We start from the raw sequence: 19925 nt of genomic DNA on the forward strand, positions 1-19925 counted from the left end.
GGGCGACTGCCTCGTGCAATGGCGGCACGCCGTAGAATCCACAGATCGTGAGCCTTACCCTCGGAATCGTCGGACTGCCCAACGTCGGCAAGTCCACCCTCTTCAATGCACTGACCAACAACGATGTGTTGGCTGCGAACTACCCGTTCGCAACCATCGAACCCAACGTCGGCCTGGTCGAGTTGCCTGATCCGCGGCTGCAGAAGCTCGCCGAGATCTTCGGTTCCGAGCGCATTCTGCCTGCGACGGTGTCCTTCGTCGACATCGCCGGCATCGTGAAGGGCGCTTCCGAAGGTGCTGGTCTGGGCAACAAGTTCCTCGCCAACATTCGTGAAGCCGACGCAATCTGCCAGGTAGTTCGCGTCTTCGCCGACGACGATGTCATTCACGTCGACGGCAAAGTCGATCCGGCTTCGGACATCGAGGTCATCGAGACCGAACTCGTGATCGCGGACATGCAGACCTTGGAGAAGGCGCTCCCACGTCTGGACAAGGAAGCGCGCAAGAACAAGGAATTCAAGCCTGCCTACGAAGAGGCTCTCAAGGCTCAGGAATTCCTCAACGCGGGTACGACGCTTTTCAGCGTCAAGGACAAGCTCGACTTCGCACTTCTGCGTGAGCTGAGCCTGCTCACCACCAAGCCTTTCCTGTACGTCTTCAACGCCGACGAGGCTGTGCTCACCGATGCCGCGAAGGTCGCTGAATTGCGCGCTTCCGTCGCACCGGCCGACGCCGTGTTCCTCGACGCGAAGGTCGAGCAGGAACTCCTCGAACTCGACGAGGAAGACCGCCAGGAAATGCTCGACTCCATCGGTCAGACCGAGCCTGGCCTGTACGCGCTTGCTCGCACCGGTTTCCACACCCTCGGCTTGCAGACCTACCTGACGGCTGGTCCGAAGGAAGCTCGCGCCTGGACCATCCACAAGGGTGACACCGCGCCGCAGGCTGCCGGCGTCATTCATACCGACTTCGAGCGCGGCTTCATCAAGGCCGAAATCGTGTCCTTCGACGATCTCGTCGAGGCTGGTTCCATGGCTGCAGCCAAGGCTGCCGGCAAGGTCCGCATGGAGGGCAAGGACTACATCATGGTTGACGGGGATGTAGTGGAGTTCCGCTTCAACGTTTAGAATCCCTGTTCAGAGGGTCTTTCCTGGCTCTCCGTCCGCAGTGGGTCCGCAACGATGGCCGACCGAGTTCTGATGCCAGGGGGCGTTCTCGTCAGGGAACAGCCAGGCATGCGGTTGATGCCAACGAACTGACGCGCATGTTCCGCCAAGATCTCGAGCAGCCTGTCAGGGGTGATGCGCTCGGTCGGATCCTCGGCGAGCATCTTGTCTCGTTTGGCGGCACATAGAACTGAGCGAGCATTCTGGAACCGTGTCTTGATCGTGCTTGGCTGCAGGGGGACATGCCAGCGCACGACGGGCCGATCACGTTTGGGGAGCGCTGGCACATACGACGGATGGCCCCCACCCTCACAGGTGGGGGCCATCCGTCGTCTATAGAACAGGGCGATGCTCGTAGGCGTTCAACCCTGCATGGACGAAACATGCGATCTCACGCGTGGGAGCCGCGCGAAAGCCGCCTCGCGCGTCGGTCAGCTAGCGGAACTCAGTGAACGGGCGATAACACTGGCGACGCCGACCATGACGAGACTTCCGAAAGCCCAGCTGGCAAATCCGGCAATGTTCTCGGCCAGCGTGAAATCGGGGGACGAACCCATATCTAACTCCTTCAAGTGGTAATGGATGTGCAGCGATATCGGCTGGATGCCGAAGAAACGACAGTCCCGGGCGCCTCACTCGCGCCTCGTTGAGTGGAGCGTCCGGCGCGACCAGGCCAGACGGTACTCGCATGGCTGCTGGCAGAGAATACCAAAGACCGTTCCCATTGAGTGTTGTTTAGCGCACTCGCCATGATTGCCCGGATTGCCCCGACCCCGTTCCCAGACGGCAGGCGGGCGCTTAGTCGTCCGACGTGGGGATCTCGCTGAGCGTCCGGCGGGTGACAAACCGCCGCGGTCTCCTCGACAACGGATCGGTGAATTCGAGTTCCCTCGCGAGCAATTGCAGTGGGAGGGAATGATCGTCCGGCGCGTCGGGCAGCAGGTCAGGGTAGCGCCGGTCGCCCAGAATCCCGGCGCCGAGGGCCGCCAGATGCACCCGCAACTGGTGCATCCGTCCGGAGTGCGGACGCAGAACCGTGTGCAGCACAGTACGTCCGGAAGCGCTCACACCGATCCCTCGCACCTCGATCATGGTCTCGGCGTTAGGTTCACGGCTTTCGTCGACGACAACCCGCAACTCGCCGCGGCGGGCCGTAATGTGGTTGCGGTAGACGAGGGGGACGACGCGTCCGTCGAGCGTCGGCGCGTCCTGGTCCCACGTGGGTGGTCGCGCCGACACGGCCTCGTAGACCTTCGTGACCTGCCGCTTCTCGAATAGCGACTGATAGGCGCCGCGCGTCGCGGGACGGGCCGAGAACATCACCAGGCCTGCGGTGCCGCGGTCGAGTCGATGGATCGGGGTCAGATCGGGGTTGTCGAGGCGCACCCGCAGTCGGACAAGCGCGGACTCGCGCAGGTAGCGCCCGCTGGGGGTAGTCGGGAGAAAATGCGGCTTGTCGATCACGATGAGGTCGTCGTCGACGTGCAGGATCTCTTCGTGGAACGGCACCGGGTCCTCCGCCGGTAATTCACGGTAGTACCAGAGGAACTGGTGCGCGCTGAACTTTGTGCTTCGGCAGATCGGATGGCCGTCGATACCGACGAATTCCCCGTCGTCGAACCGCCGATACAGGTTTTCGGAGTCCAGGTGGTCGAACTTCGCCACGACGTACTCGGCGATCGTCGCCCACGGACCAGACGCCGGGATGCGTAGGCGCGTCGGGCCAACTCCGTTCTTGACGGGCAGCGGTGGGGGCATCGACACATACGCCATCATCCCATCGACTGCGGGTCAGTCCGCGCTCCGGGCCGTTGATTCGGTGTGGCATTGACGGGGACGTCCCCGCGGGGACATTTCTCGGATCGGGACGGGTCGCTGTTCCGCAACCTGCACTGGTCCGGAATAAATCAGTAGCGCGGACTGGAGAAGGTTCCGTATGGTTCCGACAGACAACATGACTGCGGCCGAAAGGTTTTGCGGCCCACACCTTCTGTAGCTCAATTGGTAAGAGCACCCGACTGTGACTCGGGCGACGGCGGATCGTAACCGCCCAGAGGGACTCAGTTCAGATATGCCACAAGCGCTTCCGTGAGCGTCCTGCGGGCGACGTCGAGTTCTGACGTGAAGCCAAGCTCCCGCTCATTGCTGAGGCCGCGAACTGCTGCCGGAAGCAAGCATCGGACGTTGTACAGCTTGTCGGGGGATAGGTCGAGACCGTCCATCAGGTAGTCGAAGCCCTGAATCCAATCGTGTTCGCGGGCCGCGAGAGCTGCTGCCGTCCGGGGATATTCGGCGATGAGGTCCGAGCGTTGAGCCGGCAGCCAGGTACGCAGTGCGGTGAGTGCCCGTCCCTCGGTTGTCGCGAGGTAGATCCACACGGATTCGATGACGGACTCGACCCGCTCCCGCAGTGACCCTGTCAGAGCCGGCCACGGACCAGGGTTTTGGGCCCAACTACGAGCGTGGATCTCGGTGGCCACGGCAACCCATAAACCATCCAGATCACCGAACTGGTGCTGCACGGTGCCCCAAGAGACACCGGCCTCCTTCGCGATGCTGTTCGCGGAGACAGGTTCGCTGCCGCTGTCGGCCAGAGCGTGGATGGCGACGTCGAGCAATCGCGCTCGGGTCTCGCGGCCGCGCTTGTTCAGACGCGTGCCCGCAGCCGACAGCGTGGCTGGCGCCTGGACGGCCACCAGCCACTGCGCCAACGCTCGAGCAGCCTGCGGTGATTCGCTCACGGAGTTCGGTGGTTCGCTCACGGAGTTCGGTGGTTCGCTCACGGAGTTCAGACGAATCGGCCTGGATTGACTGCGACGGCCTTGCGTAGTGTCGGCCGATTGTCGCGATACGCCGCGACGACCGGCGCTAGTTCCTGCGGGGTGGCTCCGTGCATGATGACCGAGTCCACGCCCAGATCGAACTGCCGGGCAACGGTTTTCGCGCAATCCTCAGGCGATCCGGTGGCCGCCGCGCCCAGCCATTCAGCGGGGATCATCGCGTCGAGCTGCTCCAGTGTTTCGATCGACGCACTGGCGTCGATAGGTCCGGCAGCGGCTGCGTTCGCAAAAAGGTCGGTCGACCGCATCCGCTCCCACACCGCTGGATCCCACTTGTTGGCGCGGACCAGGACGTCCGGGTATGCCTGCAGATAGGTAGCGAGCCTTCCGGCCCGACGGCGTAGACGGTCTTCCGCGGGCAGGGTGTCGCTGACTGTTGCCAGGCACGCCCAGATCCGGACGCTGTCGGGGTCCTTGCCCGCCCGTTCGGCCCCGCGGCGCACGGCCTTGACCGACGACTCGGTTGCTTCGTCGGAGAAAAACGTATGCAGCACAACGAAGTCGCAGATTTCGCCGTCCATTTCCATGGTCTTGGGTCCAACGGCAACCATGCCGATGGGCGGCGAGTCTTCCAGCCCGTTGACATGACGTAGCATCGGCCATTTCCCGGCGGGCCCGTCGTGGTTGAGGATCATTTCGCCGTCCCACAGCCGGCGAAGGATGCCGATGTAGTCGCGCAGCCTGGCTTCGGTCACTATGGGAAGGCCGTTGGCCTGCCAATAGGCATCCATGCCGCGACCGAAGGCCAGGGCGAAGCGTCCGTCGGTCAGTGCGTGCATCGTTGAACCGATGGTTGCAGTGATCGTGGGATGCCGAGTGTGGGGGTTGGTGGACGGGGCGATACCCAGGCTGGTGGTGCAGCCTGCCAGCGCGCCGGACAAGACCCCCGCGTCCTTCACTGTGAAGCGCTCACCAACATGGCAGGCGCCCAACCCGAGTGCCTCCGCTTCGCGAGCCTCGGCGAAGATCACCTTTGCATCGGCTGGATGCCGGGTCACCGCGTAGTAGCCGAGTTCGTTCAGTTGGTCTATCACGGTGCCGCCGTTTCCAATTCATTGAGCAGGTTCTCGAACAGTGATCGATGAAACATGATGGTCTCGACGTCGTCGGGCCGTTCGACCTCCCCGAAGTGGATGGACCGGGCTCCGGTGCGCATGAACAGCACGCCCCAGTTGACGGCGCTGTAGAGGTGGTACCAGCTGAGGTCTCCGACCTCGACGCCGGTGAGCTCCTGATACGTCGCCAGGATCTCCTCCTCGAGCATGAAGTCCGGCATGCCGGGGAGTCCGAAGTTTGTTGTCATCGCCTCGAAGGAACGATGCGCGAAGATCAGCCACGACAGGTCCAGCTCACGTGGGCCGACACTCGCCATCTCCCAATCGAGTACTCCGACCGGCTCGAAATCGTCGTACATCACGTTGCCCAACCGGGCGTCGCCCCAGACCAGCACCGTTTCGGTGGTCTCCGGCAGGTTGGCTTCCAGCCACTCCAGCGCCCGCTCGATCAGGGGTGAGGGTCCGAGGCCGCGCTGCGCGAACTCGTACCAGGCGCGGGTGTGGGCGAGGTTGCGCGCCAACGCGGTCGTGCCCGGTTCCTTGGGATCGAGGAAATCGAAGACCGTGTCTGCGTCAGGGATTGAATGAAGCGCCGCAAGTGCTTTCACGGTGTTGTCCTGCAGACGTTTCTGGTCGTCCGGTGATGCGTTGAAGAGCCAGTTGTCGCCGAAGTTGTACGGCATCAGATCGGGCGGGACAACCCCGGTGAGACGGTTCATCAGGAAGAACGGCGTTCCGAGCACCGAACCCGACGGCTCCATGAAACTCACCTGCGGCACGGGGACCTCGCTGCGCTCACCGATGATTCGCATGGTGTCGTACTGGTCCTGGAGGGAGTAGTTCTCGAAGACCGGGACATCCTGCGCGCTCGGTGCTGCTCGGGCAACGTAGGAGGCAGTGTGCGGTCGGCCGTCTTCTTGCCAGGTTGCGTCGAATGTTATTGTCTCCGAAGACATCCCGTTGGCGTCGATCCGGGGGTGCAAGGTGACGGAGGGCTCTGCGCCATTCGGGAGCTTGGTGGCAAGCCAGCTTGCCAGCGCGGCAGGCACGCCGGCGGTGTCCAGGGTGGAGCGCTGCAACTTCATGTCATCGGGTGCCTGATTGTCCGTCACGTTTCCTCCAGATTGCCCTTTGCAGTGCCGGGTTCGTCCACAATCGGGGCTGGACCGGCAATTGTCAATGAACCCTCTCAAAGAATCTGATTCGGCCCGCGGACCGATCCGCAGTGGTAAAAGACGTGCCGATGGACGAGGCCAGTGCTACGGCATCACTCCGGGCGGATCCGCGCGATTGCCTTGACCTCCAAGAGGATTCCGGGTTTTCCGAGTGCAGCGACTCCGACGGCAGTCCAAGCCGGACGCGCACCATTCTGGAAACGGGCTTTCGACTCCATGAACTCCTGCATGTGCTGCGGGTAGTCGATGTGAAAGCTGACCAGTTCCACAAGATCCTGCGGCGACGCATTGTGCTCGGCGAGCAATCCGCCGATTGCCGCGAACGTGAGGTCGTACTGACGGCTCGGGTCTGTGGGTACCGAACCGTCGGCTTCGAGGCCGGTCTGTCCGGATATGAAGAGCAGGTCACCGCTGCGCACGATATCCGAGTACCCGTACTCTTCTTCCCACTTCTTGCCCACTGACATTCGTCCTCCTCGATTCGACTTCCGGTCAGCGCCGACTCGTCCAGAACCTACAGGAATTAAACGGGACGATCACCCGCATTAAGGGGTGTGACTTAAAGGGTCTGCAACGGTTCCGGTTCCACCTGCAATATTCCGCTGACTGGGCATCAGGACCCCGCTGGGCGGCACTTGGCCTAGCGTCGTATGTCGATAAACCACGTGAAGGGATTTTGCTCAATGGCTAAGAATTTGGCACCCGCCGCGACACGCGCACACGACATCGCGGTCGATCTGCTGGTAATCGGGTCCGGCACCGGCATGTCTGCCGCCCTGGCCGCGAACGAGCTTGGCTTGTCCACGCTGATTGTGGAGAAGACGCAGTATGTGGGCGGTTCGACGGCACGATCCGGTGGGGCGTTCTGGATGCCCGCCAACCCTGTTCTGGCAGATGCCGGAGCGGGCGACACCATCGAGCGCGCAAAGACGTATGTGCGTGCGGTGGTTGGTGATTCGGCACCGGCCGAGCGGGGCGAGGCGTTTGTCGACCACGGCGCAGCCACCGTCGACATGCTTTACCGCACGACGCCCATGAAGTTCTTCTGGGCCGAGGGTTACTCCGACTACCACCCCGAACTGCCGGGCGGTAGCGCTGCCGGTCGCACCTGCGAGTGCCGGCCGTTCGACGCGTCCGTGCTGGGAGCTGAACGCGGTCGCCTGCGCCCCGGTTTGATGGAAGCCAGTCTGCCGATGCCGGTAACCGGTGCGGACTACAAGTGGATGAACCTGATGGCGAAGAAGCCGTTCAAGGCTTTTCCCCGCATCTTCCGTCGTTTGTCACAGGGCGTTTTCGGTAAGTACGTCCTCAAGCGCGAATACATTGCCGGTGGTCAGGCGCTCGCAGCTGGCCTGTTTGCCGGCGTGGTGCAGGCAAATATCCCGGTGTGGACGGAAACGTCGTTGGTTCGGCTCGTCACCGAGGGCGACCGCGTCACCGGTGCCGTCGTAATCCAAGACGGACGCGAGGTCACGGTGACGGCTCGGCGCGGCGTTGTGCTGGCTGCCGGCGGCTTCGACCACAACATGGAGTGGCGCCACAAGTACCAGTCGGAGAGTCTCGGTGAGCACGAGAGCCTGGGCGCAGAGGGCAACACCGGCGAGGCGATCGAGGCCGCGCAGGAGTTGGGCGCCGGCATCGGCTTGATGGACCAGTCGTGGTGGTTCCCCGCAGTGGCGAGCATCAAGGGCCGGCCGCCGATGGTGATGCTCGCCGAGCGCGCTCTGCCCGGTTCGTTCATCGTCGACCAGACCGGTCGACGTTTCGTGAACGAGGCCACCGACTACATGTCGTTCGGTCAGGTTGTGCTCGACCGGGAGAAGGCCGGCGACCCGGCCGAGGCGATGTGGTTTGTTTTCGACCAGGAGTACCGCAACAGTTACGTGTTTGCCGGCGGCATTTTCCCGCGTCAGCCCCTTCCTCAGGCATTCTTCGACTCCGGTATCGCGCACAAGGCGAGCAGTCCAGCCGAGCTTGCCCGAAAGGTCGGTCTGCCCGAGGACGCGTTTGTCGAAGCCTTCGGCAAGTTCAATGACGCGGCTGCGGCCGGTAGCGACGGCGAGTTCGGTCGAGGCGCAAGCGCATACGACCGGTACTACGGCGACCCGACCGTAACCCCGAACCCGAACCTGCGGAAGCTCGACAACAAGGCCCTCTACGCGGTGAAGATGACGTTGAGTGACCTCGGCACGTGCGGCGGCGTGCGCGCCGACGAACACGCTCGGGTTCTCCGTGAAGACGGCAGCGCCATCGATGGGCTGTACGCGATCGGCAACACCGCCGCGAATGCGTTCGGCCACTCGTATCCGGGTGCGGGTGCGACGATCGGCCAGGGGCTGGTTTACGGCTACATCGCCGCGCAGCACGCAGCAGCGCGGTAGCTCGATCAAGTAAGCGCTCGACCCAACGGGAGGTCAGCGCACGTATTCCGGCGACGGGACGTGCTCTGGTCTCCCGTTCTGCATGTCGGCACCGGTCCGGAAGGGGCCCGCGTCGTACGGCCGTAGGCTCGCATACACCTTCGGTGTGCTCCCACTGACTGGAATGAGTAATTTGTATCAAGAGTCACATCGTTACCGTGTCGTGAGCGATACAGATATCCACGAGAAGCTTTGAATGCGGACAACGGCGAGACCCACTAGACCTCTAGCGGACCGTGCAGAGAGTCGTTACGAACGGTCTCGACCAGTTTGGCTCATCCTGGCTGTGCTGATCACAGTCGAGGTGATCAGCGCATTCGAGACATCGATGATGTACGCGGCACTGCCGACATTCGCCGAGATCTTCGACGCCGATACCTCGGCCGTCGGATGGTCCGTGACGGCATTCCTGCTCGTCGCAGCGTCTTCTGCCGCGGTATGTGGGCGACTCGGAGATATGTACGGGCGTGAACGAGTTCTGATGGTGGTTTTGGCCTGTGCCGCCGTGGGTTCGATCGTGAGCATGTCCATGGGGACTCTCGAGGGCATCATCATCGGCCGCGCCATTCAGGGTGTTGCGGGCGCGATTCTGCCGCTGTGTATCGGGCTGGCGCGTGAACACCTGCCGGCCAACAAGGTCCCGATGGCAGTTGCCTTGATCGCCGGATCGGCAATTGCAGCGGGCGCGGCGTCGCTGGTCGTCGCCGGTGTGATCATCGACCTGGGCGACTGGCGATACATTTTTGTCGTCACCGCTCTCTACGCCATCCTGTGCATCATCCTGGTCGAAGCGGTACTGCCGTGGCGCCGTCGGACCTACACTCGCCAGCCGATCGATTTCGCGGGAGCAGCGGGGCTTGCCGTGTCTGTGGCGTCGATCTTGTTGGGTCTCACGCAAGGAAAGTCGTGGGGTTGGGACGATGGTCGCGTACTCGGTCTACTTGTAGTCGGTCTCACGGTCTTTGCCTGGTGGGTGCGGTGGGAGTTGAACTGCTCATCGCCGATCGTCAATCTACGTCTCCTTGCCGAACGCAACATCGCGCTCACCATGCTCAGCACACTCGCTCTCGGGCTCGGTCCTATCGGAGTGGCCTCCATGCTCATTCCGATCATCATGCAATCGCCGACAACCTCGCCGTTCGGACTCGGCCTTTCGCCGACCACCGCCGGCCTTCTGTCGTTTGTCGGTGCCATGGTCGGAATGTTGTTCACGCCGCTCGCAGGAAAGCTGGCAGCATCGATCGGAGCGCGCAGTTCGCTGTTGATCGGAACCGGAATGTTCCTCGTCGCGTGTGCCGGCTTCTTCGTGTTCCATGATTCATTGGTCGGGATGGCGATGCTCGTGGTGGTCGTCTCCATCGCAACGGCCTTCGCGTACACATCGTTGTCGAACCTTCTCGTTGAATTTGTTCCCGAGCACAGCACCAGCGAAACTGTCGGTAGTCAGTCCGTTGTGCGAACTGCCTCAATGGCGGTTGGAACGTCGATCACAACGGTTTTGCTCGCGTCTCTCGTGGTTCCGGGAACGTCGATACCGACAGTTGCCGCGCTCGGTGCCGTCTGCGCGTTGCTGGTGACGACGTGCGTCGTGACGATCATTCTCGCTCTGGGCATCAAGTACGAAAACCGCTGACAAACAGAAGCTTCGACGAACATCGCGATGGGCCGGAGTAGTCCCTCTCGGCCCATCGCGATATCGGTTACTTCTTGACCGCTGGTGCGGGCAGTTCCAGGCCACGCTCGGTCAGAACGGTGCGAAGTCGGTCGGGAAAGTCGGTGATGATTCCGTCGACGCCGAGATCGATCAGTGCGTGCATCGTTGCCGGGTCATCCACGGTCCACGGAATGACCTTGATGTCGCGTGCATGGGCGCTCTCGATCATCGCTGCGGTCGGGTACAGCGTGAAACCGGGATCGGATACCTTGCCGCCCTGCGGAACTCCTTGAACGGGGGAGTACGCGGACGCGCCGAAGGTTGCAACGGCTGCAATGCCGTCACCGCCGAAATCGTCGATATCGATTCCACCCAGCCAAGGTGAGGCGCCGTCTTTGCCGACCTGCAGGAAATCGCCGTTTGTCAGCGCGACCACGGGAACGCTCGGAGCAAGTTCCCGGGTGAGCATGAGTGAACCCCAGTCGAAGCTCTGAATGGTGACGTGCTCCAGCATGCCGGCTGCTCGGATGGTGTCGAGCACGACGGAGACGAATTGCTCGCGTGGAGCAGTTTCGTGTGGTGCTCCGGCTTCAACTTTGGTTTCGATGTTGAGCTTGACGCCGGGCGCGTTGTACGACTTCACGAGGTTGAGTACTTCGTTCAAAGTCTGCATCTTGGCGCCCGGAGCAGTCTGCTGCTCAGGGTATCCGGCGAGCTGCTGAGTTCCGCAGTCCATCGTCTTGATCTGGTCGAGGTTCAAAGTATTGATGAACTTGCCGACGTAGGGGAACTCCGGGTCGCCGACGGTGGCCGGCGCGGTGTCGAGGCACTTCTTGTTCGAGATCTTGCGATCGTGTGTGACGACGGCGATGCCGTCTTCGGTGACCTGTGTATCGAGTTCCAGCGTGCTCACACCCATTTCGAGGGCATTGGAGAAGGCGGGCAGGCTGCTTTCGGTGAACAGTCCCAGCCCGCCGCGATGAGCCTGGACATCGAACGTTGAAACTGGTTGGGGCGCCAGGCTTCCCAGTGCCCCCGGCCAGTCCAGGCTACCGGTGGGCGCTGCGGAAGCCGGTGCTGCCAACACGCTGAAGGGGAGTGCGACAGCGATTGCGGCGCAGGACAGAATTTTGGTCAGTTCCATGGAAAGGAACGTAGAGACGCTCAATGACCCGATGGGGATAGTTAGGTTTACTAACGGTAAAGATCAGGCAGCGTGGGCGGGTTGCTCGACGCCGTTTGCTTGGCCGCCCATCCAGTCTGCCAGTAGCTGGCAACCTGTGAGCCCACTACTGTCGAGAGGTTCGATCGCGTAGCTGATGTGCCGCCCACCGCGAGGGTTCTGCAACTGAATGCTGCGCCAGTTCAACCGAGTTGGTAGATATCCGAGCACTTCGAGGAATGCGGTACGGATGCGTCTCAGGTCCGTACGCCACTGTTTGGGACTGAAACGAGTCTTCTGGGCATTCTGGAATGTATTGCGACGGAGCAGTTCCCATACCTTGCGAAGCCAGACCTTGGCTTGAGTGAAGGACATCCAGCGGGTGAGGTCGGCGATGTCACGAATGTAGCTGTCTTCGCTGGCATTACAGATCATGTCCTGAGGGTGCCCGATCCACTGAACCGGAATCCACGGCGGAACATCCGGGCCTACTCCGGCGACTCCGTGTCCTTCGCAACCGGCGAGCACACCGGCCGGTTGTTGCGGATCGGAGATCAATCCCACACCGATGATGTTGCGGCCGTTAAATTTCGGCAGGGCAGCTCGAATGACCGTGCACCCTTGTGAATATCCGATGAGCATGATGGGTCCGCTGATCTTGGAGATCGCAGTCAAGAGCGCTTTCACTCCCAACTCTGTGCTGCGGCGGAAGCTCGAGCCGCCGTCCGCAACCGGACCGTACGAGGCGGGGTAACCGATCCACTGGGCTACGAAACGATCGTCGAGCTCATCGGTGACAGCACTCAGCAAACCCGCCACACGGGTGCGGTCGTCGCCGGGATGGGATTCGCCGGTGCCACCGACTGCAAGAACAGTTACCTCAGCCATGTTTGCCATAGTCCCTGGCGATTCTGAGAGGTTCGCATCGAAAGCCTGAGAGGACGCTGGCAATCCGTACACGCTGCGAAATCGTGACAAAGCGCGCACGATCAAAGGTATGACGACGGCACATCGCTCTCGGAAAAAGAAGGTCTCCATCGTCGGCGCCGGAAGCGTCGGTACTGCAATCGCGTACGCGTGTCTGATCCGCGGATCGGCGGATGTTCTGGCTCTCTACGACACGAATACCGCCAAGGTGCGGGCCGAAGTCCTCGACCTCAACCACGGCACGCAGTTCACGCCGCCTTGTGTGGTGGACGGCGGCGACGATATCGCTGTCACTGCGGGCTCCGACCTGGTGATCGTCACGGCCGGCGCCAAACAGAAACCGGGTCAGTCGCGCCTCGAACTGGCAGCAGTCAACGTGAAGATCGCGCAGACACTGACGGAGCAACTGCTCGCAGTGTCTCCCGACGCTGTCATCCTCTTTGTCAGCAACCCGGTCGACGTGGTGACGTTTGCGGCAGTGCACGCCGTCGGTCCGTCGTACGCCGGCCGTATCTTCGGTTCGGGAACAGTGTTGGACACCGCGCGACTACGTTTTCTGATGGCCTCGAAATTGGGGGTCGCAGTCGAGAATGTGCACGCATTTATCGTCGGGGAGCACGGTGATTCGGAAATTCCAGCGTGGTCCAGCGCAACCATCGGTGGTGTTCCGGCCACAGAGTTTGTGGGCCTTTCCGGAAATACTCTTGATTCCGCGGTCCGCGGCGACATAGCGCGGGCCGTTGTGCAGAGCGCGTACGAGATTATCGAGGGCAAGGGCGCGACTAACTTGGCGATCGGGTTGTCGAGTGCGTTCATGGCAGAAGTGGTGCTGCGAGACGAGCAGCGGGTCCTGCCTATTTCGACACTTCAGGATGGAGTGCACGGACTCGAAGGAGTGTGTCTGTCTCTGCCGACTCTCGTGGGCGGCACCGGCGCGGGCGGGGTACTCGAACTGCCTCTGTCCGCGGGGGAGAAGTCGGGACTGCGCGCCTCAGCGGAAACACTTCGAGAAGTTCAGAATTCGCTCGGGTTGTAATCTGTCGCGAGTGATTACCGGCATATAGGATCAGTCGATGATTAGCTTTCTGATTCGCGCCGCGATCTTTCTAGGCTCAGCGGCCGTCGGTATTCTCGTCGCGTCGTTGATCCTTTCAGGCTTCTCTGCGCCCGCATCCGGATTTATCACCGCGGTTGTGATCTTTGCGATTGCGCAGTCGGTTCTCTCACCGTTCATCGCCAAAATGGCGAAGCGCCATGCACCCGCATTCCTCGGTGGTATCGGTCTGGTGTCGACATTTGTCGCGCTGCTCCTGGCCCAGATTTTCTCTGACCTACAGATCACAGGTACGACAACCTGGATTTCGGCGACAGTCATCGTTTGGCTCGTCACGGCGCTCGCGACCTTGGTTTTGCCGCTGCTGTTCGTTCGCAAGAAAGTGCAAGAGCGGAAGGCATGAGTTCCGATGAGTTTCGTGTCGAACGCAGCGCGTTAGTCAACGCGGATGCGCCCACGATCTTCGGATTGATCAACGATTTCCATCACTGGACGACGTGGTCACCGTGGGAAGGCCTAGACCCCGATATGAAGCGGACGTACAGGGGTCCAACCGAGGGCGTCGGAGCGTCGTACGCCTGGTCGGGCAACAAGAAGGCAGGTTCCGGATCGATGTCGATCACGGAATCCGTTCCGAACGAGCGTGTGGTGTTGGATCTTTTGTTCCTCAAACCGTTCAAAGCGCAGAACGTCACGACATTCCTGCTGGAACCGCAGGGTGAGAATGTGGCCGTGACGTGGAGAATGACCGGAAAGAAGAACTTCTTCTTCAAGGCCTTCGGGTTCATCTTCAGCATGGACAAAATGGTGGGCAAAGATTTCGAGAAGGGTCTTGCACAGCTTAAAGCTGTGGCCGAAAAGGGCTGACGCGCCCGGTGGTACCGTCTCCCGGGTGTTACGGATGACGCCCACCGACGCCCAAACCTTCTGGATTTCGGAGAAGATCCCCAACGATCAACTCCTGCTGTATTGCTTCGAGGGGCAATCGGAGTCCATCGAAGACCTCAGGCGGTCGCTGATCGAACGTGCATCGACCATGCCTGATTTGTGCGTGCGCATTCGTGAAGTGCCCTGGCATCTGGACTACCCACTGTGGGAACCGATGCCGATCACGCAAGCGTTGGTGGTGACGCACAAGCTTGCTGAGCCGTCCTGGGATCGGTGCATCAACTCGATCGAGGTGCTCCTCGAGAATCACGTCAATCCGCGTGCAACACCGTGGCTGTTGCATCTCTTCGAAGGTGTACGCGGCGCACCGCGTTGCGACGGACCGGCGTTGATTGCTGTTCTGCAGGTGGCTCATTCATTGGCCGACGGTAAGCGGGCGACGGCAATTGCCCGCACACTCTTTTCGCAAGAGGCACCGCCGCCCGAAGTCATTGACACCCGCTCGAGCAGTTCGGCTGAAATACTGATGCGCGCAGCCTTGCGGCTTCCCGGGCAAATCTTCCGACTCTTTCGTGACGGCCGCGCCGGACATCAGGCGCAACTGCAATTGGACGCCGACACATTGGCTGAGGTTGTTGCGCCCCAAGCTCCCAACCGGACCAAGGTTCGATCGAACATCGCGCCGGATCCACACCGACTGGTGCGGATGGTGGTGCGCGACGCGGCAGATTTGCGGGCTGACGGAGTCTCCGTCACGGTAGGAGCCATGACGGCAATCTCCGTTGCCCTGACCAACTATCTGGCCGCAGCGGACGGTTCTGTTCCACCGGAGTTGGGCGCTGAGGTGACCATCGCGAAGGACGGAAAGCCGAAATCCCGCAACCACTTCCGCAACGCCGGAGTAGGCCTCTTCCCGGAGGTTCCAGACTTGCGTGAGCGCGCCGAACGCATCAAAGAATCGATGGCCGAGCGTCGAGCGCGAGCGGCTCACCCGTCCAGCGCGGCATCCGATCTGGCGATGGAAGCCGTTCCGGGACCGCTCATCCGTTGGGGCGTACAGCAATACGATTTCACGGCGATACCCGAAGCGGTAACAGGAAATACCGTCGTTTCGAGCGTGGCACGCGGCGCTGCGGACTTGGTGCTCGGCGGCGGCGTTGTGCGATTCACCGCTGGATTCCCGAGTTTGTCGCCGGTCATGTCACTGACCCATGGGGTGCACGGAATCGGAGATACGGTGACGATCAGCATCACCACCAGTCCGTCGTCGATTCCCGATATCGATCGCTACGAAAAGCTGATGCACGACGCGATCGACGAGGTCCGCAGCGCCTTCTCCTGACCGTCTGATCTACTGGCGCTATGGGATTCACGCGTGCGGAGTTGGAGTCGTATCGCGACGCCGAGATCGACGATCTGATCGGTCCTGGTTGCCGATTGTTGTTTGTCGGGATCAATCCAGGGTTGTGGACTGCGGCGACAGGCGCGCATTTCGCGCGGCCGGGTAATCGGTTTTACCCAGCGTTGTTGCGAGCGGGCATTATCGAGCGGGAGATCAATCCCTCCAGCGGGATGTCCGACGAAGACAAGCAACATCTGATCGATCGGGGTGTGGGTATCACCAACCTGGCGGTGCGGGCGACGGCGCGTGCGGATGAGCTCACTGCCGAAGAATTGGCGGTGGGTGGAGTTCGGGTGCATCGGGTCGTGAAGGAAACCAAGCCGGTAGTGGTTGCCTTTGCCGGGATAACGGCCTATCGAACGGCTTTCGGTGATAAGAAGGCCAAGGCTGGTAGGCAGGACCAGGATTTTGAAGGGGCCGCCTTGTGGATCGTGCCGAATCCCAGTGGACTCAACGCACATGAGACAGTGGATACTCTGGCCGCCAAGTATCGCGCTGCAGCACTCGACGCGGGAATTCTCGACTGAGATTTACTCGGTTCAGTAAGGGCTTCGCAAACTAGACGCTACAGTTCATCTATGTCATTTCTTTACAACATCTTTGTGTTGATTCATCTACTCGGTATGGCTGCCTTGGTAGGTAGCTATTTCATGGTTCTCAAGGCTCCGTCGATCACTGAGGTCATGGTCTGGGGAGCGCGGATCCAGTTTATCTCCGGCCTGATCATTGTCGGACTGGGTGAAGGCGCGCTGGATAAGAACTACATCCACGCGAAGATCGCGGTGAAGCTTGTCCTTTCACTGGTCATCGTTGCTTTGGCCGAGATCACCCGCGCCAAGCAGAAGAAGGGGCAGCCCAACCCGAATCTTGTGCACGCAGTGGGCGGACTGTCCATCGCGACGGTGTTCGTGGCAGTTCTCTGGACCTGATAGACGCTGCAATACACCAGAACCCCGGCGAATCGGAATTCGCCGGGGTTCTTGTGTATTCGATGTATCAGAGACCGGGGCGCTTGCCGATCGTCAGGGTCACTTCGCCGGTGTGGGCAAAGAAGTCGTTGCCCTTGTCGTCGACGACGATGAATGCGGGGAAGTCTTCCACGTCGATCTTCCAGACAGCTTCCATGCCCAGTTCGGCGTATTCGAGGACGTCGACCTTCTTGATGCAGTCGAGAGCCAGGCGAGCGGCCGGTCCGCCGATCGACCCGAGGTAGAAACCGCCGTGCGTGTTGCACGCGTCGGTGACCTGCTTGGAGCGGTTTCCCTTGGCCAGCATGATCATCGAGCCGCCAGCTGCCTGGAACTGTTCGACGTAGGAGTCCATGCGGCCGGCCGTGGTGGGACCGAACGAGCCGGAAGCCATACCGTCGGGGGTCTTGGCGGGGCCGGCGTAGTACACGGGGTGATCCTTGAGGTACTGCGGCATTTCCTCGCCGGCGTCGAGGCGTTCCTTGATCTTGGCGTGCGCGATATCGCGGGCCACGACCAGCGGTCCCGTCAATGCCAGGCGTGTCTTCACCGGATGCTTGGACAGTTCAGCGAGGATCTCGGCCATCGGCTTGGTCAGATCGATCTTGACCGCAGCGCCCTTGCCGGTACCGGAGATTCCGTCGGTCTCGGCGTCGAGCTGAGCATCCGTGACCTCGGGAAGGAAGCGGCCCGGATTGAATTCGAGCTGCTCAAGGAAAATTCCTTCGGGCGTGATCTTGGCCTTGGCCTGGCGGTCTGCCGAGCAGGACACAGCAATGGCGACGGGCAGCGAAGCTCCGTGACGGGGGAGACGCACGACGCGGACGTCGTGGCAGAAGTACTTGCCGCCGAACTGTGCGCCGATGCCGATCTTCTGCGTGAGCTCGAAGACCTTCTTCTCGAGTTCGTGATCCCGGAAGCCGCGGCCGGTGATCGCGCCTTCGGTCGGAAGTTCGTCGAGGTAGTGCGCCGACGCGTACTTAGCCGTCTTCATGGCGAACTCAGCGGAGGTTCCACCGACGACGATTGCCAGGTGGTACGGCGGGCAGGCCGCGGTTCCGAGCGAGCGGATCTTGGCCTCGAGGAACTGCATCATCGAGTCGGGGTTCAGGATCGCTTTGGTTTCCTGGTACAGGTAGGACTTGTTGGCGCTGCCGCCACCCTTGGCCATGAACAGGAACTTGTACGAGTTCTCATGTCCGGCAGCAGTATCGGCGTAAAGCTCGATCTGCGCGGGCAGGTTGTTGCCGGTGTTCTTCTCGTCCCACATTGTGATGGGGGCATTCTGCGAGTAACGCAGGTTGAGCCGCGTATAGGCGTCGTATACACCGCGGGCGATGGACTGCTCGTCGTCACCGGGAGTGAGGACGTGTTGTCCGCGCTTGCCCATGACGATGGCGGTTCCGGTGTCCTGGCACATCGGCAGCACACCGGCGGCGGCGATGTTCGCGTTTTTCAGGAGGTCGAGGGCAACGAACTTGTCGTTGTTGGATGCCTCGGGGTCGTCGAGGATGCTCGCCAGCTGCGTCAGGTGGTCGGTACGCAGGTAGTGATTGATGTCGTGCAGCGCCGTTTCCGTCAGCAGACGCATCGCTTCGGGCTCGACCTGGAGGAAGGTCCGGCCGTCCGGGCCTTCGACTGTCGACACCCCTTCGGTGGTGAGCAGTCGGTACTCGGTGGTGTCTTCACCGATCGGCAACAGGTCCTCATAGAGGAAGTCGGCCATCATTTCTCCTGAACAAGGGTGCGTGCGAAGGTCGCATCCAGGTTATCCTTGGAGGTTTTCTGTGCCCGAGCCGGGCGGTGAGAACCGGCCATGTCGGGGTTTTGAACCGCGAGTGCAGGCGTGATTTCGACGCGTGGTGGGGGACGAGCCAGAGGATGAGGAGAAATATTCCGGCCGAACAGCGACCTTGTCGGAATATTTTCAGTAGCCAAGCTAATTAGCAATAATAATAATTAACATGTCTAATTTCATTGCCTACCGAACATCCGTGTGGCTACTGTTACCCACGTTACATGTTCACCGTAAGTGTGACGCAGCCGTCAATGCTTCCTGATGTTTTCAGGTTGTTGCGGTGGCTGTTCATTGATCTTTCAGAGGAGATTCACATGGGTTCACTGGCATCGATCATGAATTTGGCTATCAAGGGTCTCGGTTCGGTTGGAGCCGGCGATCAGCTTTTCGCCACCTTCCTCGGTTCGGTAGAGACCAACACGGGCAGCTTCAAGATCGCACCCTGATCCTGCTGACCTGATTCTGGTCCAGCGCCACAATTCTTGATCTCGTCTGACTCAGACGACACAAACTAGGAGTACACATGGGATCCGTCGAAATCCTCGGGACAGTCATCGAAGGCGTCAACAAGGCCGGTACTGCAGTGTTCGACATGCTGACCAAGCTCAGCGGTGGAACTCCCGACGCTAAGTAAGCCTCAGCGAAACAAAGGGCCCATGCACTATCTGAACTGGTCCCCGGAAGTTGGACTGGCCAAATAAGAGCCTAAGCCACCAGGGCCTGAACCCGGTATTGCACCGGGCTCAGGCCCTGGAGCTTTGTGGAGATGCGTTCATGGTTGTACCAGTGGATGTAATCGTGCAGCGCCGTAGCCAACGCATCGATGCTGAGGTATCGGACATGATGGAAGACTTCTTCTTTGAGATGGCCGAAGAAATTTTCGATCACGGCATTGTCGAAGCAGTTTGCCTTACGCGACATCGACTGAGTTGCACCGGAATTGATGATCAGGCTCCGCCAGGACAGGTGCTGGTACTGAAATCCCTGGTCCGAGTGCACCAGTGGTGTCTGCCCGTCGCTGAGGGATGCGATCGCGGCGCGCAGAGAACTGTTGGTCAGCTGCAGATTCGGTGATGTGCCGACCGAGTAGGAAATGATTTGTCGGTCGAACAAGTCCATCACGGGCGAGAGATACAGCTTCTGGTGACCGACACGGAACTCGGTCACATCGGTGACCCACTTCTGATTCGGTGCGCTGGCGCAGAAGTCGCGGTCCAACACATTCGGTGCGACCTTGCCGGCATCGCCTCGATAGGAGTTGTATTTCTTTTTCCGCCGCACTTGGCAGATTAGCCTCAATCTTGCATGAGAGGCCGCTGCCGGCCTGAGCGGTTCGCCGATCATGTTTTCACGGCCCGAATCAGTATCCGAATATGACCGGTCGACCCGTGTGCAGTCGGGATGCTGCCGGATTCC

20 protein-coding genes and 1 tRNA gene are annotated in these 19925 nt (G+C 60.9%); 11 read left to right on the forward strand and 10 right to left on the reverse strand.

Features of this window, described 5'->3' with window-relative positions; all coding sequences use genetic code 11:
- Nucleotides 1-47: 47 nt before the first annotated feature.
- Nucleotides 48-1127 carry a redox-regulated ATPase YchF gene (gene ychF, locus MTX36_RS12100; protein WP_243619980.1) on the forward strand — a complete coding sequence of 360 codons (1080 nt, stop codon included), beginning with the start codon at nt 48-50 and terminating at the stop codon, nt 1125-1127.
- A 470-nt stretch (nt 1128-1597) separates the two neighbouring features.
- On the opposite strand, the gene MTX36_RS29855 is transcribed toward ychF, so the two are convergent.
- Both MTX36_RS29855 and MTX36_RS12105 read right to left on the reverse strand, forming a co-directional pair.
- On the reverse strand, nt 1598-1723 hold the full coding sequence (locus MTX36_RS29855) for a hypothetical protein (protein ID WP_279394511.1): 126 nt from the start codon (nt 1721-1723) through the stop codon (nt 1598-1600).
- A gap of 241 nt (nt 1724-1964) precedes the next feature.
- Entirely contained in the window at nt 1965-2942 is a 978-nt protein-coding gene (locus tag MTX36_RS12105; RefSeq protein WP_243619981.1) for a pseudouridine synthase, read from the reverse strand.
- Between the two features lie 210 nt (nt 2943-3152).
- Here MTX36_RS12105 and MTX36_RS12110 point away from each other — a divergent pair.
- Nucleotides 3153-3225 (forward strand) — tRNA-His (locus MTX36_RS12110).
- 1 nt (nt 3226) lies between these two features.
- On the opposite strand, the gene MTX36_RS12115 is transcribed toward MTX36_RS12110, so the two are convergent.
- The 4 genes from MTX36_RS12115 to MTX36_RS12130 all read right to left on the reverse strand — a co-directional run bounded on the left by MTX36_RS12115 (nt 3227) and on the right by MTX36_RS12130 (nt 6703).
- The gene (locus tag MTX36_RS12115) at nt 3227-3949 is read right to left on the reverse strand and encodes a TetR/AcrR family transcriptional regulator (RefSeq protein WP_243619982.1); all 723 of its coding nucleotides are present in this window, start codon (nt 3947-3949) and stop codon (nt 3227-3229) included.
- Between the two features lie 5 nt (nt 3950-3954).
- Entirely contained in the window at nt 3955-5037 is a 1083-nt protein-coding gene (locus MTX36_RS12120; RefSeq protein WP_243620009.1) for a TIGR03857 family LLM class F420-dependent oxidoreductase, read from the reverse strand.
- A complete protein-coding gene (locus MTX36_RS12125) occupies nt 5037-6146 on the reverse strand; it encodes a phosphotransferase family protein (protein ID WP_243620010.1) in 1110 nt (369 codons plus the stop codon). The genes MTX36_RS12120 and MTX36_RS12125 overlap by 1 nt, the downstream gene beginning before the upstream one ends.
- 182 nt (nt 6147-6328) lie before the next feature.
- The gene (locus tag MTX36_RS12130; protein ID WP_243619983.1) at nt 6329-6703 is read right to left on the reverse strand and encodes a RidA family protein; all 375 of its coding nucleotides are present in this window, start codon (nt 6701-6703) and stop codon (nt 6329-6331) included.
- A 216-nt stretch (nt 6704-6919) separates the two neighbouring features.
- Between MTX36_RS12130 and MTX36_RS12135 the strand changes: the two genes are divergently transcribed.
- Nucleotides 6920-8617 carry a 3-ketosteroid-delta-1-dehydrogenase gene (locus MTX36_RS12135; protein WP_243619984.1) on the forward strand — a complete coding sequence of 566 codons (1698 nt, stop codon included), beginning with the start codon at nt 6920-6922 and terminating at the stop codon, nt 8615-8617.
- Nucleotides 8618-8852: 235 nt separating this feature from the next.
- Nucleotides 8853-10289, forward strand: coding sequence for an MFS transporter (locus MTX36_RS12140; protein WP_243619985.1), 1437 nt, complete (start codon nt 8853-8855; stop codon nt 10287-10289).
- Nucleotides 10290-10356: 67 nt separating this feature from the next.
- On the opposite strand, the gene MTX36_RS12145 is transcribed toward MTX36_RS12140, so the two are convergent.
- Nucleotides 10357-11454, reverse strand: a complete 1098-nt coding sequence (locus MTX36_RS12145) for a glycerophosphodiester phosphodiesterase family protein (RefSeq protein ID WP_243619986.1) — start codon at nt 11452-11454, stop codon at nt 10357-10359.
- Nucleotides 11455-11517: 63 nt separating this feature from the next.
- A complete protein-coding gene (locus MTX36_RS12150) occupies nt 11518-12360 on the reverse strand; it encodes a PE-PPE domain-containing protein (protein ID WP_243619987.1) in 843 nt (280 codons plus the stop codon).
- A 109-nt stretch (nt 12361-12469) separates the two neighbouring features.
- Here MTX36_RS12150 and MTX36_RS12155 point away from each other — a divergent pair, with 109 nt between their 5' ends.
- Genes MTX36_RS12155 through MTX36_RS12180 form a run of 6 tightly spaced genes read left to right on the forward strand, consistent with a single transcriptional unit; the run spans nt 12470 to nt 16672 of the window.
- Nucleotides 12470-13435 carry an L-lactate dehydrogenase gene (locus tag MTX36_RS12155; protein ID WP_243619988.1) on the forward strand — a complete coding sequence of 322 codons (966 nt, stop codon included), beginning with the start codon at nt 12470-12472 and terminating at the stop codon, nt 13433-13435.
- A 37-nt stretch (nt 13436-13472) separates the two neighbouring features.
- Nucleotides 13473-13856, forward strand: coding sequence for a phage holin family protein (locus tag MTX36_RS12160; protein ID WP_243619989.1), 384 nt, complete (start codon nt 13473-13475; stop codon nt 13854-13856).
- Complete coding sequence (locus MTX36_RS12165) at nt 13853-14320, forward strand: SRPBCC family protein (protein WP_243619990.1); 468 nt, start codon at nt 13853-13855, stop codon at nt 14318-14320. The genes MTX36_RS12160 and MTX36_RS12165 overlap by 4 nt, the downstream gene beginning before the upstream one ends.
- Nucleotides 14321-14354: 34 nt before the next feature.
- A complete protein-coding gene (locus tag MTX36_RS12170) occupies nt 14355-15683 on the forward strand; it encodes a WS/DGAT domain-containing protein (protein WP_243619991.1) in 1329 nt (442 codons plus the stop codon).
- 20 nt (nt 15684-15703) lie between these two features.
- Entirely contained in the window at nt 15704-16270 is a 567-nt protein-coding gene (locus MTX36_RS12175; RefSeq protein ID WP_243619992.1) for a mismatch-specific DNA-glycosylase, read from the forward strand.
- 51 nt (nt 16271-16321) lie between these two features.
- Entirely contained in the window at nt 16322-16672 is a 351-nt protein-coding gene (locus MTX36_RS12180; RefSeq protein WP_243619993.1) for a hypothetical protein, read from the forward strand.
- Between the two features lie 67 nt (nt 16673-16739).
- Here MTX36_RS12180 and MTX36_RS12185 read toward each other — a convergent pair whose 3' ends face one another.
- Entirely contained in the window at nt 16740-18437 is a 1698-nt protein-coding gene (locus MTX36_RS12185; RefSeq protein ID WP_243620011.1) for a fumarate hydratase, read from the reverse strand.
- A 386-nt stretch (nt 18438-18823) separates the two neighbouring features.
- Between MTX36_RS12185 and MTX36_RS29860 the strand changes: the two genes are divergently transcribed.
- Nucleotides 18824-18955 (forward strand): hypothetical protein, encoded by a 132-nt coding sequence (locus tag MTX36_RS29860; RefSeq protein WP_279394512.1) that lies wholly within the window; start codon nt 18824-18826, stop codon nt 18953-18955.
- 259 nt (nt 18956-19214) lie between these two features.
- On the opposite strand, the gene MTX36_RS12190 is transcribed toward MTX36_RS29860, so the two are convergent.
- A partial coding sequence (locus MTX36_RS12190) for an IS3 family transposase (RefSeq protein ID WP_243619994.1) occupies nt 19215-19925 on the reverse strand: 711 nt, incomplete at its 5' end.

Source organism: Rhodococcus sp. ARC_M6, from assembly GCF_022810305.1.
GTDB lineage: Bacteria > Actinomycetota > Actinomycetes > Mycobacteriales > Mycobacteriaceae > Rhodococcus_F.